We start from the raw sequence: 17,567 nt of genomic DNA, 5'->3' as shown, positions 1-17,567 counted from the left end.
GGCGTACCGCTGACATCCGGATCTGTCCTGTGCAGTCAGCCCGCTGTGGTTACCGACACCACGCCGGCCTCCGTGTCGTAGGTGGTGATCTCCCAGACCGTACGCCCGTCTTCACTCTTCTGCGTCAGCCCGATCAGCCGCGGGCCCGGATAGACCTCACCAGAAAGCTGTGCGGCCTCGTAGGCACTCATCTCGACGCCAGCGAGCTCTGCCTCTGTCAGCACGACGTGGCGCTCGTCGACCAGCGTCAATGTGCTGGCGTCGATGAGAGCTTCTCTCGCCCGATCGGGTTCCGTAATCGATTCGCCGAAAATATCGCGACCGGGGTCGGGGTTGCGCACGCGCCACATCCATCGCCCGTTGACATGCTCCAGCTGCAGCCCCACGATGGGCCAGCCGGCCGCGTGGGATTCGCCGGGGACTCCCTCCAGCCAATCCGATGGCCAGGCGACAGACACTGGGATCGCGCCGGGATAATCTGCGCCGATCGTGTTCGGTGGCTCCGGAAACGGCGGAGCACAGGCGGTGAGACCCAGCAACGCAGCAAGAAGCACTGCGCAGCCCCGCAGGCGCATTCGTCGTGGGTTGACTGCCATCTCGATCAGGGCAGTGCGTCGAAAACGCCGCCGACGAACTCGGCCGCAGAGCCTGCGGCATCCGCCAGTTCCCCCACCGAGCGCACCAGCTGGAGCACTCCGCCCACGAGTTCGATCACGGCGAGAACCTCGAATGCTGCATCGGCGATGTCGCCGATGTCTCCGAGATCGCCGGTCGAGCGCAACTCGCCGGCGTGCTCCCCCAGCGCAGCCAGCCACGACTTCTCCATGCCGAACAGCACCGCGTAGGGCAGCATCCGTTCGTTCAGCAGAAACCGTTCCAGACCTTCATGCCGCGCTGCGGCTGACACATCCGCACTCGGCAGAGCGCCCTGCACCGACTGCAGAAACCGCAGCGGCTCTTTCTCCGCGAGATCGATGTACTCCCGCATCCCGGCCAGGTGCGCACGCAGCGGCTCAGCCTCGCGAGTGAACCGTCGCCATGGTCGGGGGATGACGAAGAACACGGCGAGGACCACCAGAAAGCCCACCAGCGCAGCGCTGAATGCGAGCCAGTCCGTCCCGGTGTCCGAAGACATCGTTCCGAGCATCCAGATAAGGGAGCACAGCACCCCTGCCGCAGCGAAGATCCGCAGCAGCACAACCGGCCAGGTGCATCGGCCTTGCGCGATCAGCCCGGCGCTGACGCCGCGGTGCTCTTCGGTATCCAGCACCGCACGCACCCGACGGCCGAGCAACCGGGAGTCCGAGCTGAACCGGCGCACTCGCTCGGACGCGCTCTCCCGGCCGAACAGCGCCTCCAACACCGCGACTTCGGATGCCGTGAAGGACGCACCTTCAACCGTCTCCACCGAGATCGCAGCGCGCTTGCCATCTTCTGCGGCCGGGCGCAACAGGCGCACTTTCCGCCTGATTGCAAGGTCGACCAGAGCCGCGGCCATCGCTCTGCGGTCCTGATTCAGCAGCAGTGCGTCGCGGATGACCGTCCCCTCAGCTTCCGGCGCGAAGCGCGGCCCAGGAGAGTTCGGCAGCCGATGCGACTGCACCTGAGCCACGATGGCGAGTGCAAGCAGAATCAGCACAGGCACGACGATGATCACGATGGTGATGAGGAGAAGGACGGGTCTCACCGATCAGTCTTCGAACACGCTGATGATCGGGAGGGCGTTCGTCATGACCGGAACGGATGCCGACAGCCGTGTGCCGTCCTCACGTCGGGCGTCCTGGAACGCGCGCAGGGTCGGGCGTCCGGGAATGACCGGCCCCTGATCTGCCAGCGCGACCACGACATCCTGCTCTGCAGTCACGGTGCATTCCTCCCCGCGAACGGTGAACGACACGGGGTCACCGTCTCGCACAGCCACCCTCAGCTCTTCCCGCGTCAGCGTCACATCCAGTGTCGTACCCTGCCACTGCAGCGGATACGACAGCGACGGCCACTCCGCGGGCAGCCGCGGGTCGAAGCTCAACTCCCCGGCGTGGTCGCGCATGCCACCGAATCCGCACACGAGCGCCGTCCAGACGCCACCGGCCGATGCGACATGCACACCGTCTGACGAGTTGTGGTGCAGGTCGCCGAGATCGACGAACAGCGACTGCTGAAAGTACTCCAGCGCGAGATCCTGATACCCGACCTCGGCGGCAAGAATCGCCTGCACCACGGCCGACAGCGTCGAATCCCCGGTGGTCAGCGGGTCGTAGTACTGGAAATCTGCGAGCTTCTCCTCGGCGGTGAAATGGTTCCCCTGCAGGAAGAGTGCGAGCACGACATCCGCCTGCTTGAGCACCTGGAAACGGTAGATCACCAGCGGGTGGAAGTGCAGCAATAGCGGATGCTGCTCTTTAGGCGTGTGCTCGAGATCCCAGATCTCGCGTTCGAGGAACATGGCGTCCTGCGGGTGGATGCCCAGTCGCTCGCTATACGGGATGTTGATCGCCTCGGCGGCCTGATCCCAGGCATCCGGTTCGCCCTCTCCCAGCCCCACGCGCTCGACGAGCGCCTCGTACGCGGCCGGGTCATCCTCGGCGATCTCACGCACAACACGGGCGGCATAACGCAGGTTGTGCCGGGCCATCACGTTGGTGAACAGGTTGTCGTTGACGACGGTGGTGTACTCGTCGGGCCCGGTGACACCGTGGATGTGGAATGTGTCGGTCTCCGGATGGCGACCGACGCCGGTCGACGCACCGTTCGACGTGCGCCAGAACCCGAGCGTCGCCCACAGCCGGGCCGTCTCAACGGCAACATCTGCGCCCTCGCGATGAAGGAAGTCGTCGTCGCCGGTCGCCCGTACGTATTTTCCGAGTGCGAAGTTGATGTCGGCGTTGATGTGGTACTGCGCGGTACCGGCGGCATAGTACGCCGATGCCTCTTCACCGTTGATGGTCCGCCAGGGAAACAGGGCGCCCGCTTCGTTCAGCTGGGATGCCCGGCGCCGGGCGGCCGGCAGCATGAGCACCCGGGCGCGCAGCGCGTTGCGTGCCCACTGCGGTGTCGTATAGGTCAAGAACGGCAGCACGTAGATCTCGGTGTCCCAGAAGTAGTGGCCGCTGTAGCCAGACCCGGTGAGGCCCTTGGCCGGCACGCCGGTCCCGTCAGCGCGCGCAGAGGCCTGTGCGAGCTGGAACAGGCACCAGCGGGTGGCCTGCTGCAGATCTTCGTGCCCTTCGATCCGTACATCGGAGCGATCCCAGAAGCCGGTGAGCCACTCGGTCTGCTTGCGGTACTGCTCGTCGACACCCTCGATGGCGGCTCGATCGAGCGAGCGGCGGCATCGGTCGATGAGCTCACGCGGTGGGACTCCGCGAGAGGTGTGATAACTGACGAGTTTGGTGATCCGAATCGGGATGCCGGCCTTGGCCTGCACCCGGATCACATTCTTCGCGATGTCGGGTTCGATGTACTGACGTGCGCTGTAGTCGTTGTCGGTTTCGATCACGTGATCGGCGACGACGGCGACCGTCATACCGGAATCGGCGACCCGGTACGACAGCGCAGAGCGCAAGCCGTCCTGCCAGTACTCGCCGGGTTCCAGCACTCGCTCCGTGATCCGCTCGCTCTTGCGCGGGTCGAAGCCGGCCTGCTGCTTCTTCCCCATCGGATCACCGGTGTAGACGTTGCCGCCGTCCTGACGGTTCAGCAGCTGGCAGCTGATCGTGACTGGGGCATCCGAGTTCTCCACCGTGATGTCCAGACGCAGGATCGCGAGGTGGCGCTCTTCGAAGCTGACCAGACGCTCATCGCGCATGCGGATCCGCTTGCCACTGGGGGTTTCCCACACGGTGATCCGCTCCAGGACTCCGGTGCGCATATCCAGCGTGCGGGAATACTCGCGCACATCGGCCTCGTCGAAGGAGAGCGGCTCGTCATCGACGTAGACGCGCATGACCTTGGCATCCGGAGCGTTGACGATGGTCTGTCCGACCTCGGCGAAGCCGTATGCCTGCTCAGCGTGGCGGATCGGCCAGGTCTCGTGCAGTCCATTGACGAAGGTGCCGTGCTCGTGCGCTCCGCGGCCTTCGATGTGGTTTCCGCGCAGGCCGAGATAGCCATTGGCCACCGCGAAGATCGTCTCGGAGACGCCGTCCTCGGTGTACCGCGTCTCGGTGAGACGCCACGGGTCGACGGGAAAGCGGTCGCGATCGATCATGCGGTCTCCGGGGCATCAGTGTCGGGCGGGAGCAGTCGGGCAAGGTCGTCGATGACAGTGGTGGCGCCGACTTCCCGGAGCACGACGGCACCAGCACCTCGATCGACGCCGATGACAGTCGCGTAACCGGCAGCGGCAGCCGAAGCGACGCCGGCCACAGCATCCTCCACGGCCACGCTCGCGCCCGGGTTCACACCCAGCGAGACGGCTCCGGCGCGGAACATGTCCGGCGCGGGCTTAGACGCGAGCCCGTCGCGTGCGGCGACTTTGCCGTCGATGACGACGGTGAAGAAATCGCGGATGCCGGCGGTCTCCAGAACCTCCTCGGCGTTCGACGAGCTGGACACGACCCCCATCGGCACGCCTGCTGCGGCCAACACCTCGAGCAGTGCGAGCGAGCCGGGGAACGGTGCGACACCACCACCGCGCAGCGCGGCAGCGAACGCGGCGTTCTTGCGGTTGCCGATGCCGCAGATGGTCTGCATATCGGGCCCATCACCGGGATCTCCCCAGGGAATCTCCACATTTCGGCTGCGCAGCAGACTCGCGACGCCGTCGTAGCGGCGCTTGCCGTCGACGTACGCGTAATAGTCGGCATCGGTGTAGGCCGGCGCGATCCCCCAGAGCGCGAATACCTCCGCGAAGACCGCTGTCCAGGCGTGCATGTGCACCTCGGCGGTGGGAGTGAGCACTCCATCAAGGTCGAACAGCACGCCTTCGGCGCGGCGCAGGTCGGGCACGGTTTCGGGCACGCAGTCCTCCAAACAGCGAGAAAGAATGGTCCGGCACCTCGGTGCCATCAGGCCAGCGTATCGGGGCCCTGGGGTCCGGGAGAAGACCAGCGCCGAACGCACACGCCTCTTACAGACTCAGCCCCACGGATGTGTTGCTGTAGATGTCGGGCTGCTCGAGCGACTTCACCAAAAAATCTGCCACCGAGGCGCGCGGGATCGGGCGGGACATCGGCGGCATCCCCTCGAATGTCTCGACATAATCCGCGATGAACGCGGCATCGTTCAGTGAGGTGGGCCGGGCAACGGTGACGTTGAGTCCGGCCGCATTGATGTGATCGAGCGCAGCGCGGTGATCGGCGAGCGCGTTGCGCAGCACCCAGGCGATGCCCTTTCCGATCACACCGGTCAGCTCGCCATCGACACCGGCCGAGGCGCAGTACGCGATGCGGCTCACACCCGCCTGTTGCATCCCACGGATGATGTTCTGCGTCATCCGCTCGAGTTCGTCGGATCTCTTCAGAGCCTGCGACGATGACAGCGCCGAGATCACGGCGTCGTGCCCCGAGACGGCATCAATGACCGCGGCCGCGTCGAAAGCGTCACCCTGCCGGATAGTGACGCCGTCCTGCTGTTCGAGTTTTTCGGGGGTTCGCACGAAGGCGGTGACATCGTGACCTGCCGCGAGCGCGCGCCGCACGGTGTGCTGACCGACGCCGCCGGTGGCGCCGAAGATGATGATCCTCATGCTGCGCTCAGCGCCTGGCGAGCGATCTCGAGCTCTTCGTCCGTCGGCACAACGAGAACATCGACCGTCGAAGCATCCGTCGAGATGCGTCGGGTGCCTGGCGCGCGCGTGGCGTTGCGCTCAGCGTCGATCTCGACGCCGAGGAAGCCGAGCGTGGCGAGGGCCTCTGCGCGGACGCGGGCGGCGTTTTCGCCGACGCCGGCGGTGAAGGAGATGACATCCACCCCGCCGAGCTGGGCGATATATGCGCCGGCGTAGGAGCGCAGCCGGTGAATGTAGACGTCGAAGGCGAGCGAAGCAGCCTGCTCCCCCGCTTCGACGCCCGCGAGGATGTCGCGCATGTCGGCGCGACCGGCAAGCCCCAGCAGGCCGCTCTTCTTGTTGAGCAACTCATCGATCTCTCGGGTACTCATCTGCGCGACCCTGCTGAGGTGCAGCACCACCGCCGGGTCGATGTCGCCCGAGCGGGTGCCCATCACCAGCCCCTCCAGCGGTGTCATCCCCATCGACGTCTCCACCGACAGGCCACCGTCGACAGCAGTGACCGAAGCACCATTGCCGAGGTGGAAGACGATCTGCTTGAGCTCTGCGAGCGGGCGGCCCACGAAAGCCGCCGCCTGCTCAGAGACGTACTTGTGGCTCGTGCCGTGAAAGCCGTAGCGGCGCACCCGGTGTCGGGCGGCGACCCTGGTGTCGATCGCATAGGTGTAAGCGGCCGGTGGCAGTGTCTGATGGAATGCCGTGTCGAAGATCGCGACGTGGGGCACGTCGGCAAAACTGCGGCGCCCGGCGCGGATGCCGGCGACGGCGCCCGGGTTGTGCAGCGGCGCGAGCACCGAGAGGTCTTCGATGTTGATCTCGATGAGGTCGTCGATGACCGTGGGCGCGAAGAAGCGCGCTCCGCCGTGGACGACGCGGTGGCCGACAGAGACGGGCGGATGCTCGGACAGCTGCGGGCCGTGCTCGGCGAACTGCTCGAGCATCACCGACATCGCCTCGTCATGATCGGCGATGCGGCGCTCGCTGCGGTGATCGATGTCCAGCAGCGTCGGGGCTGGTTCGCCGGGGCTCGTGACGCGCCGCACGGTGTGCGTGATCTCACCAGACTCCTGGCCGATCCGCTCGATGAGCCCCTCGCCGAGCGGCACCTCGCGCTCCATGTCCATGAGGCTGTACTTCAGCGAGGACGAACCGCTGTTGATGACGAGGACGACGCTCATACTGCTCCTGTCTGCGCCTGAATCGCAGTGATCGCGACGGTGTTGACGATGTCGTCGACAAGCGCTCCGCGTGACAGATCGTTGATGGGTTTGTTCAAGCCCTGCAGCACCGGGCCGATCGCGACGGCTCCGGCCGAACGCTGCACGGCTTTGTACGTGTTGTTGCCGGTGTTGAGGTCGGGGAAGACGAACACCGTTGCTCGGCCGGCGACAGCCGAATCGGGCAGCTTTGCTTTGGCGACCGCAGCGTCGGCTGCGGCGTCGTACTGGATCGGCCCCTCGACCGGAAGCTCGGGTGACCGCTCGCGTACGAGCGCGGTTGCCTCGCGAACCTTGTCGACCTCGGCGCCGGATCCTGATTCACCCGTCGAATACGACAGCATCGCCACGCGCGGGTCGATTCCGAACTGCTGTGCGGTTGCGGCCGATGAGATCGCGATGTCGGCGAGCTGGGTGCTCGTGGGGTCGGGAATCACTGCGCAGTCGCCGTAGACCAGGACTCGGTCGGCGAGCGCCATCAGGAACACGCTGGAGACGACGTCCACACCGGGGCGGGTCTTGATGATCTCGAACGAGGGCCGGATCGTGTGCGCCGTGGTGTGCGTGGCACCAGAGACCATGCCATCGGCGAGTCCGAGGTGCACCATCAGCGTCCCGAAGTAGGAGACGTCGGTGACGGTGTCTGCGGCCTGCTGGAGTGTGATGCCCTTGTGCGCGCGCAGTCGCGCGTACTCCTCCGCGAAGCGCGCGACGTACTCCGGATCGGTCGGGCTGAGAATCTGGGCAGCGGAGATGTCGATGCCCAGCTCGGTGGCGCGGACGTGAATGCTGGCCGCATCGCCAAGGATCGTCAGGTCTGCGACATCGCGAGCGATCAGCGTCGCCGCTGCCCGCAGGATGCGGTCGTCCTCACCCTCAGGCAGCACGATGCGCTTGCGGTCAGCGCGAGCACGCTCGATGAGCCCGTACTCGAACATGAGCGGTGTGACCACGCGCGATTCGGCCAGGCCCAGCTGTGTGGTGAGTTCCGTGATGTCGACATGGGTCTGGAACAGCCCGAGCGCCCGGTCGTAGCGATGCCGCGAGTCCGCGGCAAGACGCCCGCGCGCACCCATCACCCGCACCGCCGTGTCGTAGGTGCCGTGGTCGGTAGCGATGATCGGCACCGACGAGGCGAGCCCGTCCAGCAGCTGTTCGATCGGCGCCGGCAGGGGGAACGGCCCGTTCAAGATCACACCGGCGATCGAGGGGAATGTGCCCGCGGCATCCGCCAGCAGAATCGCCAGCAGCACCTCGGTGCGGTCGGCGGGAATGACGACGACGGAGTCCTCGGTCAGGCGCGGCAGCACATTGACCATCGACATGCCGGCGACCACCACGCTCAGCGCTTCGCGCGTGAGCAGATCGGGGTCGCCCTTGACCAGGCGTCCGTCAACGGCGGCGAGGATGCCGCGGATGGATGGAGCAACCAGCGTCCGATCCTCCGGGATCGCCCAGACCGGGGTGGTCGGAGCGTGTGCTGCGCGAACCGCATCGATGGCCGGCTGCATGGCATCAGGGTCGGCCCGGTTGACGATTACAGCGAAGAGTTCGGCGCGTTCCTCCTCGAGTTCCGACAGCGCAAGCGAGGCGATCTGTCCGACGGCGGCGGCGGTGCGCGCGGTCGATGTGCCGAGCTGCTCGGCATGGGCCTGCTGATCGCGACCGCCGAGAACAAGCAGCACCGGGGCGCCGAGGTTGGCGGCGATGCGGGCGTTGTAACCGAGCTCGGCGGGGCTGGCGACATCGGTGTAGTCGCTGCCGATGATCACGACGCTGTCGCACTGCGCCTCGACGGCTTTGAACCGCGAGACGATCGTGGCAAGCGCACGGTCCGGGTTGTCGCGCACCTCGTCGTAGCTGACGCCGACGCAGTCGTCGTATTCAAGATGCACGCCGTCGTGAGCGAGCATGAGCTCGAGCACGTAGTCGCGCTCCGCCGACGAGCGCGCGATCGGACGAAAAACGCCCACCCGCGGGGTCACCCGCATGAGCGCATCAAGCACTCCCAGCGCAACGGTCGATTTTCCGGAATGGCCTTCGGCCGAGGTGATGTAAATGCTACGAGCCACGCGGTAAGCCTACGCCTGGCACGGACCGGAAAGCGCGTCGACGATGGCGGTGGCATCCGTCTGGAAGCGTGCGTAGTGCTGCGGGTCGGTGTTGATCTGCACACGGTGGATGGCCAGCGTCGGCTCCATGCTCTGCCAGTCGGGCAGGCGCGCAAGGCGCGTGTAGAAGAGGGATGCGGCTCCAGCCGGGTCCATCCGTGTCTCCACGCTCCCCCACCACTCCTGCTGCTGGAACAGTCCGATGCTGCTGGTGCGCTGGCCATCCGGGTTAGTGACCCCGGATGTCTCCCAGTCGCCGTAGTCGATGTTGCGCAGACTGCTCTCGCCCATCGCGGTCATCACGCCGAGGATCTGCCCGTCGCGGGGGAACCCGTGCCCGGATGCTGTGCGGATGATCACCGCCGCATTCTCCAGCTGCTCCCCGTTCCACCCGGCGATGCCGGACTCGGGAAAGCTCGCCGGATCCTCAGCGCACAGCACGACCGGATCATGGGCGGTCGCTACCGGGATGAGCACGATGAGCAGAGCGGACAGCGTCAATGCAGCGCCAACGACGAGGCCGGGGCGCCAGGAGCGCCGCCGCCGAGATGACGGCTTCTTTCTGGCCTTCTTCGTCGGCGCTTTCTTCGTCGGCGCTTTCTTCGTCGGCACTTTCGTCATCGGCGCTGTGCTCCCGCGAGCGCGGCGATCCCTCCGCCGATGCCGCCGAACAGGTGCGCCTGCCAGGAGATTCCCGGCCCAACGCCCACGATGCCGGCGATCATCGACCCACCGTAGAGCACGATGACGATCAGGGCGATGAGCGCGTAGGCGATGCGGTGTGCGATCGGACGAGGTGACAGCACCCGCACGACGACGTACGCGAAGTAGCCGAAAACGAGACCGGACGCACCGACCGTCAGCGCGCCGGGCGCGTTCACCAGCCAAGTGCCGGCGCCGCCGATGAGAACAACGATCAGTGTGACGAACCAGAATCGGCGAGCGCCCTCGATCGCGACCAGACACCCGAGCACGAGGAACGGGAACGTGTTCGCGATCAGATGCGGCCAGCCCGAATGCAGCAGCGGTCCCAGCACGATGCCGGGGAGGCTCGCGAAGTCCCAAGAACGCAACCCGAAGCCCGTGAAAGAGCCGGGGAGCACGGCATCCGCAATCTGGATCAGCCACATCAATGCGAGCAGCGCCACGGGCGAAGCGAAGCGCGCGACGGCGTTCGGTTTCTCGGCGGCGGGAGTTGTGCTCACGTGATAATCCTCGCAGGCCCAGCTGGGCGACGCCCGGATCATCGGGACAGGATTCCGGGCAAAGAAAAGACCCTCCGCGCACCCAGCAGAGCCCGGTTACCCTTGCTACGTTTCCGTCCTGGGGGAATTGGCCTGGATGCTGCCACGCGGAGAGCCGCCAATAAGTCTACCTGCTGCGCAGAGTGCGGTGCGCCATGGTGCACTGCCCGCTCGCTGAGCCGCCCCATCCGCTCGCTGAGCCTGTCGAAGCGTGTCGCGACCACGTACGATCAATGACATCGCAGCGCCGCACGAGAGGGACCACATGCACGGCACTCAGAACTCGATCACCGCCGAGCAGTTCGAGGCGCAGACTTCGGCGATCCTGGCATCCGTCTCGCGGGTGATCGATGGCAAAGCGGATGCGGTGCGCAGCGCGCTGGTCTGCCTGCTGGCCGAGGGGCACCTGCTCATCGAGGACGTCCCCGGCGTCGGCAAGACGATGCTGGCGCGTGCGCTGGCGGCGAGCGTGGATGCCACGGTCCGTCGCATCCAGTTCACCCCCGACCTGCTGCCCGGAGATGTCACCGGCGTCTCGGTGTACAACCCGGTCGATCGGGAGTTCGAGTTCAAACACGGCGCGGTTTTCGCCCAGATCGTGATCGCCGACGAGATCAACCGCTCCTCGCCGAAGACCCAGTCCGCGCTGCTGGAGGCGATGGAGGAGGGGCAGGTCACCGTCGATGGGCAAACGCACCCGCTTCCCGATCCGTTCCTCGTGGTGGCCACGCAGAATCCGCTCGAGATGGAGGGCACCTATGCTCTGCCCGAGGCACAGCGCGACCGTTTTATGATGCGCGTGTCGATGGGATATCCGGATGCCGCGGCCGAAGCCCTCATGCTCCGTCAGCGTGACAGCGCGAATCCGCTGTCGACGATCACGCCCGTCGCCGAGGCCGCGGCGATCAAGCAGATGATCTGCTGGTCTCGGGCCGTGCACGTCTCCCCCGCCGTAGAGGAGTACGCGGTCGCACTGGCGCAGGCCACACGCAACGACCCCAGTCTGCATCTGGGTGCGAGCCCGCGCGCGACGCTGCAGCTCGTGCGCGCGTCGAAGGTGTGGGCAGCGCTGGACGGTCGAGACTTCGTGATCCCGGATGATCTGACGACCCTCATCGTGCCGGTTTTCGCGCACCGACTGCTGCCCGCACGCGGCGTTCACCGGGCCGGCGCGCAGCCGATCGAAGCGGCCCTCGGCCAGATCGTGGAGCGCGTGCGCGTCCCCCTCGCCGCTCGAGTCTGATCCGATCATGCGTCGCCGTCGCCCTCTCACCCGCCGCGGTGTCGCCGCGATCATTGCCGGGCTCCTGTGCATGATCGCAGCGAATCTGCTGGCCGCGCCGATTCTGCTGTACATCGCGATGCTGCTGTTCCTGCTGGTGATCATCGCGGTCTTCGTCGTCCACGTGCCACGGCGCAGCGGCGGGGTCTCCCGACGCATCTCCACGGATCTGCTCACCGTGGGAGAACAGTCCCAGGTCGCCGTGCGCTTCGACCTCCGCGCCCTGCGGGTGCCGAACGGTACCTGGCGCGATGCGCTTCCCTCGGCTGTCGTCGGCGACGCTGCAGGCGAATTCCCCACCGACAACGGCACCAATATCCGCTACGCGATCACGGGGGTGCACCGAGGCGTCTGGCCGGTCGGACCACTGCTGCTGCGCACCATCGATCCGTTCGGATTCTCCCAGCGTGAGCAGGAGTTCGGTGACACCCGCACCGTCACCATCGTGCCGGAGATCGTGCCGCTGGCCCCGATCAACAGCAATGTCGGCGCCAGCGGCGGCACCGCGCACACCGCATCGACCAGGCTCGGTCAGGGCAGCGACAACCTCTCGCCCCGGCACTACGTCTCGGGCGACTCCATGCGGCGCATCCACTGGCGGGCCACCGCGCACCGCGGGGACCTGATGGTGCGTCAGGAGGAAGAGGAAGCCAGCCCTGATGCCCTCGTCGTTCTCGATCGCACCGCCCAGCGCTGGGAACGCGCTGGTACCGGTTCCGACCCGGCGTTCGAGGCGGCCGTTTCTGCTGCAGCATCCGTCGCGCTGCATCTGGTGCACGAAGGCTATAGCGTCGACGTGCTCGATTCCGCGGGAGCTGTGCTCGGATCTCTGCGCGGACATGAGGATGATCGAGACTCGCTGCTCGTCGCCCTGGCGATGGTCACCCCGCGCGGCGAAGGGCGCGACCTCATCTCCCTCTACGACGGTGCACCGCCGGGGCCGGTAGTGATGATCACCGGGCGAATCGACGAAGAGGATGCCGCGCTCCTGCGCCATGGCGGAGCATCCGCGCCGATTCTGCTGGCGTCCGATCCGCTGCCCGGCGCGCTCGATGCCGCAGCCGCCTTGGGCTGGTCGTCCGCAACGCTGGGCGACGACGTGGCATCCGCCTGGGAAGACGCACTGCCAGCGCGCGTGACCACGGGAAGCGGCCATGTTCCGCGCTGAGAATCCGCCGGTGGTGCCCGTTCGTGCAGAGCGACGTGAAAGCACCCGGCAGACCGAACGCACATTCGCCGTTGCGGTTCTGACGACGATTTCGAGCTTCCTTGTCCTCTGGCCCTATACCTCGGTGATCGCGGCGGGTGTCTGGTCACTGATGTGCATTGCCGTGATCATGCTGATCGCCGTGACCGGGTTCATCGTGCGGCAGGTGCGCTCCGGGCACGCTGATCGGCCGTGGTCGACGCTGGGTGCGCAGTTGCTCGTGTCAGTGTTGGCCCTCACCGCGATGATCGAACCGTTCGGTGCGTTCTTCGGTGTCGTCCCCACCGAGGTGACGCTGCGCTCGGTCGGAGTGCTGGCATCCGAGGCGTTCCAGCAGGTGCAGTTCGGCACGGCACCGCTGGAGAGCACCCGCGGTTTGAACGCCATGCTCGTGATCGGGTTCTGCGTCATCGCGATCCTGCTCGATCAGCTGATCGCCGCCCGTCTCGCTCTGCTGGCGGTCATCCTGGTGGCGGCTGCTGGGGCGATGCCGACGATCATCACCCGCGGCGACGCCGATGTGGTGTGGTTCGTCGGGCTGGCGCTTGTAGCGCTGTTCCTGTTCCGGCACAGCACCCGGCATGACCGCACCGCGCCGCGGCAGGCGTCGGTCGGTGTCATGGTCAGCGTCGGGGCTGCCGTGATCGTCGCCGCCCTCGTCATCACACCGGTGCTGCCGGTGTCGGCCACGTGGATCGGTGCCGGCACCAGCGTGCAGCTGAACCCGTCGCTGCGACTGGGCGACGATCTGCGCCGTCCCACGCCGTTCACCGTGATGACGTTGGCGACGAAGTCCACCTCCGCCCCGTATCTGCGCATTGCGAGCCTGTCGCAGTTCGACGGCGAGACGTGGACTCCGGACGAAACCGACCGGCAACCGCTTCGTGCGGGATTCGGGGCCCCGGACTGGGCCGAAGACTTGGACTCGATCGAGCAGCGCACCTCGATCCGGGTCAGTGGTATCGCGAGTTCGATGCTGCCGGTGCCGTTCCCCGCGACGAAGATCGTCGGGGTCTCCTCGGGCTGGCAGGTGGTGCCCGCCAACCGCACGGTCATCTCGTCGACACGGGATGCCGAGGGCGAGGATTACACCGTCACAACCGAGAACGTGCTGCCGACGAAAGAGCAGATTCAGGCAGCGCCCGTCACGAGCGCGTCGACCGAGCCCGTCGAGGAGTTGCCGGCTGTGATCGGCGAGATGGCTCGCGAGGTGACGGCGGATGCTGGCACCGCCTATGACAAGCTCATCGCGCTGCAGAACTGGTTCCGGTCGCAGTTCAGCTACTCATTGGACGCCCCGGTCGACGGAGGTTTTGATGGGACAGGAGCGGAGGCGGTCGCAGAGTTTCTCGACGCCCGCTCGGGCTACTGCATCCACTTCGCTGGCGCCTTCGCGCTGATGGCGCAGTCGATGGATATGCAGGTGCGCATCGTGGTCGGTTACCTGCCGGGCCGAATGACCGATGAGAAGCGCGGCACCGAATCGATCTACGCCGTCAGCAGCGAGCAGCTGCACGCCTGGCCGGAAGTGCACTTCGAGGGGATCGGCTGGGTGTCGTTCGAGCCGACGGCGTCGCTGGGTGTGCCGACGAGCTTCCAGGCTGCCTCGACCGGTGGCGGCTCAGCTACCGGTCCGGCTGCACCCGCGCCGAGCGCCGCACCATCGGCCGCTCCCACGAACGGTCCGGAGATCGATCGGGATCAGGGCGGGACCTCCACCGCTGACGGGCAACCGCTGCGCCAGCTGAATCCGACACCGGTGATGCTGGGCGTGCTGGGCGCAGTTCTCGTGCTGTTGCTGCCCGCGCTGGTCCGGTTCGTGCTTTACCTCGTGCGGCGCGGTCGCGCTCGTGACGGAGATGCGATGACGGCCTGGCGGGAGGTGCAGGACACGCTGATCGATCTGCGGTTGCCTGCCTCCGACGCCGACAGCCCGCGCGTGCGCGGGGCCGCGTTGGTGAAGAGCGGTGCGGATCCGGCGATGGTGCGGGTGCTGGTGGATGCTGTCGAGCGCGCGAGCTTCGCCCGCACGGCCGGCGATGGCGGAGACCTCTCCCCCGCCGTCGCACAGATCACCACGGCACTTCGGCGCAGCGTCGATTTCCGCGCACGGGCGGCTGCAGCGCTGGTACCCCGGTCGCTGTTCATCTCGCGGACGTCGGCCGCCACGGCGACCTCTGGAGCCCGCTGACGCGTCTGTGCCGGCTGCGGGTCAGCTGACTGCGGCGTGCTCCTCGCAGGGCACGGATGCGCAGCTGTCGCAGACGACGAACTGGCGGCGGCACGAAGCATCCGGGCAGTTGGCGGTGCGTTTGCTGGCATTGCCGCAGCCAGCGCAGGTGCCGATCACGGCGGCGTGATCGCTGAAGTCGATCGAGCCGCGCTTGTCAAAGACGTAGAGCGACCCCTCCCACAGGCCATCGTCACCGAACTTCTCGCCGTAGCGGACGATGCCGCCGTCGAGCTGGTAGACCTCGCCGAAACCGCGAGCGGCCATGAGGCTGGAGAGCACTTCGCAACGGATTCCGCCCGTGCAATAGGTGACGACGGGCTTGCCCTTCAGATCGTCATAAGCTCCGGAATCAAGCAGCTCGACGAAGTCGCGGGTGGTTTCGGTATCGGGCACGACAGCATCCTTGAATCGCCCGATCTCCGCCTCCAGCGAGTTGCGCCCATCGAAGAAGACGACGTCGTCGCGCTCAGAGAGTAGCGCGTGCAGGTCGTCCGGGCTCAGCCTGGTGCCGCCGCCGACGACTCCAGCCTCATCGACTAGGAGTTCCCCGGGGGCGCCGAACGAGACAATCTCATCTCGCACCTTGACGCTGAGCTTGGGGAAGTCGAGGCTGCGGCCGTCGGCATCCAGTCCCGTGCCCTCACTCCATTTGATGTCAGCGTCGCGGAAGGCCGGGAAGGAGCGGAACGAGCGCGCCCACTTCTTCAGCGCCGCGAGGTCTCCGCCGAGGGTGCCGTTGACGCCGTCCTTCGAGATGATCAGGCGTCCGCGCAGACCCAGCGCCTCACCGAAGTCACGCTGCCACAACCGGATAGCATCCGGGTCGGCGAGCGGGGTGAAGGCGTAGAAGAGAACGATCTTGGGAGTTGCCACGGTGCCGATTTTACGCGGGTCGCCTGTGCGGACTCAGCGCACCACTCGACCGGAGACGCAGCCCTCGGTCTCACCGGTGGTGCCGGTGATGCTCGGCGGCAGCGCGACGGCGGTCTCACCCGGCGCCGGTGAGGGAGCCTCCCCCTCGACCGGGGCCTCACCATCGACGGGAGCCTCAGGCTCGACCGGGGCCTCCGGCGCTTGCCCCGCGGCGTCGGCGAGCAGTAGCGGCTCGTTGCGCTCGAGCGCTTCGAACAGCTGGTCTGCAGCATCCCTGATCGGAATGAGCCGGTTCGGGTCATCCGGAGCGTCGGCTACCGGATACCGGACGAAGGCGTAGTCCGACACGGGGATGTCCTTCAGAGCCAGCCCCATCTCCACGAGCGTCACCGGATTGGTCAGCGTGGTGCTCGGGTCGATCGCCGACAGCGTCGTGCGTGCCAGTTTGAGCAGCAGCCCGGGATTAGTGAGCACCTGTTCGCTGGTGATCTTTCGCACCAGACTCGACATGTACAACTGCTGGTTGCCGATGCGGTTCAAATCGCTGCCGTCCTCGGTCGAGTACCGCGCGCGCAGGAACGCAAGCGCATCCTGCCCGACGAGGTTGTGCGTGCCCGGCTGCAGATCAATGCCGGAGTCGGCATCCTTCATCGCGGTCGCCACGCAGATATCGACGCCGCCGACCGCGTTGGTCACCTCGATCACGCCACCCCAGTTGATGGATGCCGCGTACTGCACATCGACGCCGGTGAGATCCTCGATCGTCCGGGCGGAGCAGGCGAGCCCGCCGATGCTGAACGCGGAGTTGATCATCTGACGGTACTGCGGCGCGCTCTCGCCGCCGTCGGTGACGCACGAGGGGATGTCGACGAGCAGGTCCCGGGGGAAGCTGACCACGGTGACCCGGCGCGGTTCGTCGGAGATGTTCACCAGCATGAGCACATCACTGCGCACACCATCTTCCGGATTCGCGCAACGGTCGCCGAAAAGATCAGCGTATTCGGGCTCGCAATTGTCCGTGCCCGCGACGAGGATGTTCGCACCGGTGGTGAGTTCGGAGAATCCGGGTGGCGGGTCGCCGCCGAGGTCGACCGCGTCGGCCGTGTAGGTCGCACCGAGGTCGCCGACGACCCAGCCGGTGATGCCGACGGCGGCGACGAGCACTGTCGCCAGCGCGACCCCGACCATCTTCAGCAACTGCCCGCCTGCCGACGGCGTGTGCTGCTGCCCGTGCTGGGCGATCGTCGATCGCTGTGGCTGTCGTCCCATCCGCACAGCATAACGACGCCGTGTTGTGAGCTGGCACGGAGACCACGAAGGATCGGATAGACTGTTCAGGTTGTTCCCTGGTGACGTGTCCGAGCGGCCGAAGGAGCACGCTTGGAAAGCGTGTGTTGTGCAAGCAACCGAGGGTTCGAATCCCTCCGTCACCGCCAGAAATCAGTGGGCCTCGCATTGCGAGGCCCACTTTTTCGTTCCCGCCGTACGTTCGTACGCGCCCTCGGTCGCAACTACTACCCGCTCCCGTCGCAGTTCGTGCTGCTAAAACACCGGCAATGTCAAATGGTGGGAGCAACGCCGGGGGTTTAAGCGGCGAGTAGCAGCTCGTTCAGCCGGTTGGCTGGGGTCTGAAGCTCGAGGGTGGGTCGGGGCCGACGATTCAGCGTCGCAG

At 66.5% G+C, this 17,567-nt stretch carries 14 protein-coding genes, 1 tRNA gene and 1 other RNA gene; 4 read left to right on the top strand and 12 right to left on the bottom strand.

Going from position 1 to position 17,567, the window contains the following annotated elements; translation table 11 throughout:
- Positions 1-35 precede the first annotated feature (35 nt).
- From ACSU1L_RS11285 to ffs, 10 genes are all read right to left on the bottom strand, one after another.
- Positions 36-554: a hypothetical protein gene (locus ACSU1L_RS11285; RefSeq protein WP_439255867.1), complete on the bottom strand. Its 519-nt coding sequence runs from the start codon at positions 552-554 to the stop codon at positions 36-38.
- A gap of 47 nt (positions 555-601) precedes the next feature.
- Entirely contained in the window at positions 602-1,687 is a 1,086-nt protein-coding gene (locus ACSU1L_RS11280; protein WP_439255866.1) for a DUF2207 family protein, read from the bottom strand.
- A gap of 3 nt (positions 1,688-1,690) precedes the next feature.
- Positions 1,691-4,207, bottom strand: coding sequence for a glycoside hydrolase family 65 protein (locus tag ACSU1L_RS11275; RefSeq protein WP_439255865.1), 2,517 nt, complete (start codon positions 4,205-4,207; stop codon positions 1,691-1,693).
- Complete coding sequence (locus ACSU1L_RS11270) at positions 4,204-4,959, bottom strand: HAD-IA family hydrolase (RefSeq protein WP_439255864.1); 756 nt, start codon at positions 4,957-4,959, stop codon at positions 4,204-4,206. The genes ACSU1L_RS11275 and ACSU1L_RS11270 overlap by 4 nt, the downstream gene beginning before the upstream one ends.
- Before the next feature lie 109 nt (positions 4,960-5,068).
- Positions 5,069-5,686 carry an NAD(P)-dependent oxidoreductase gene (locus ACSU1L_RS11265; RefSeq protein ID WP_439255863.1) on the bottom strand — a complete coding sequence of 206 codons (618 nt, stop codon included), beginning with the start codon at positions 5,684-5,686 and terminating at the stop codon, positions 5,069-5,071.
- Entirely contained in the window at positions 5,683-6,906 is a 1,224-nt protein-coding gene (locus ACSU1L_RS11260; RefSeq protein WP_439255862.1) for an acetate/propionate family kinase, read from the bottom strand. The genes ACSU1L_RS11265 and ACSU1L_RS11260 overlap by 4 nt, the downstream gene beginning before the upstream one ends.
- Positions 6,903-9,017: a phosphate acetyltransferase gene (pta, locus tag ACSU1L_RS11255; protein WP_439255861.1), complete on the bottom strand. Its 2,115-nt coding sequence runs from the start codon at positions 9,015-9,017 to the stop codon at positions 6,903-6,905. Before pta ends, ACSU1L_RS11260 begins: the two co-directional genes overlap by 4 nt.
- 9 nt (positions 9,018-9,026) lie before the next feature.
- A complete protein-coding gene (locus ACSU1L_RS11250; RefSeq protein ID WP_439255860.1) occupies positions 9,027-9,677 on the bottom strand; it encodes a hypothetical protein in 651 nt (216 codons plus the stop codon).
- Positions 9,674-10,261: a rhomboid family intramembrane serine protease gene (locus tag ACSU1L_RS11245; protein WP_438255521.1), complete on the bottom strand. Its 588-nt coding sequence runs from the start codon at positions 10,259-10,261 to the stop codon at positions 9,674-9,676. Before ACSU1L_RS11245 ends, ACSU1L_RS11250 begins: the two co-directional genes overlap by 4 nt.
- Positions 10,262-10,323: 62 nt before the next feature.
- An RNA gene (gene ffs, locus ACSU1L_RS11240) (signal recognition particle sRNA small type) lies at positions 10,324-10,420 on the bottom strand.
- A gap of 145 nt (positions 10,421-10,565) precedes the next feature.
- On the opposite strand from ffs, the gene ACSU1L_RS11235 reads away from it, so the two are divergent.
- The 3 genes from ACSU1L_RS11235 to ACSU1L_RS11225 are packed head-to-tail and all read left to right on the top strand — an operon-like array spanning position 10,566 to position 14,980.
- Complete coding sequence (locus ACSU1L_RS11235) at positions 10,566-11,543, top strand: AAA family ATPase (RefSeq protein WP_439256072.1); 978 nt, start codon at positions 10,566-10,568, stop codon at positions 11,541-11,543.
- A 7-nt stretch (positions 11,544-11,550) separates the two neighbouring features.
- Entirely contained in the window at positions 11,551-12,750 is a 1,200-nt protein-coding gene (locus ACSU1L_RS11230; RefSeq protein ID WP_439255859.1) for a DUF58 domain-containing protein, read from the top strand.
- Positions 12,737-14,980 carry a transglutaminaseTgpA domain-containing protein gene (locus tag ACSU1L_RS11225; protein WP_439255858.1) on the top strand — a complete coding sequence of 748 codons (2,244 nt, stop codon included), beginning with the start codon at positions 12,737-12,739 and terminating at the stop codon, positions 14,978-14,980. Before ACSU1L_RS11230 ends, ACSU1L_RS11225 begins: the two co-directional genes overlap by 14 nt.
- 21 nt (positions 14,981-15,001) lie before the next feature.
- On the opposite strand, the gene trhO is transcribed toward ACSU1L_RS11225, so the two are convergent.
- Entirely contained in the window at positions 15,002-15,895 is an 894-nt protein-coding gene (gene trhO, locus ACSU1L_RS11220; RefSeq protein WP_439255857.1) for an oxygen-dependent tRNA uridine(34) hydroxylase TrhO, read from the bottom strand.
- A gap of 33 nt (positions 15,896-15,928) precedes the next feature.
- On the bottom strand, positions 15,929-17,164 hold the full coding sequence (locus ACSU1L_RS11215; protein ID WP_439255856.1) for an LCP family protein: 1,236 nt from the start codon (positions 17,162-17,164) through the stop codon (positions 15,929-15,931).
- Between the two features lie 79 nt (positions 17,165-17,243).
- Here ACSU1L_RS11215 and ACSU1L_RS11210 point away from each other — a divergent pair.
- Positions 17,244-17,331: transfer RNA gene (locus ACSU1L_RS11210), tRNA-Ser, on the top strand.
- Positions 17,332-17,567: the final 236 nt, after the last annotated feature.

It is taken from the genome of Microbacterium sp. A94 (genome assembly GCF_051842855.1).
Classification (GTDB): domain Bacteria; phylum Actinomycetota; class Actinomycetes; order Actinomycetales; family Microbacteriaceae; genus Microbacterium.
Note: the sequence above shows the minus strand (reverse complement) of the source record. Positions and strands in the feature narration are given on the sequence as shown.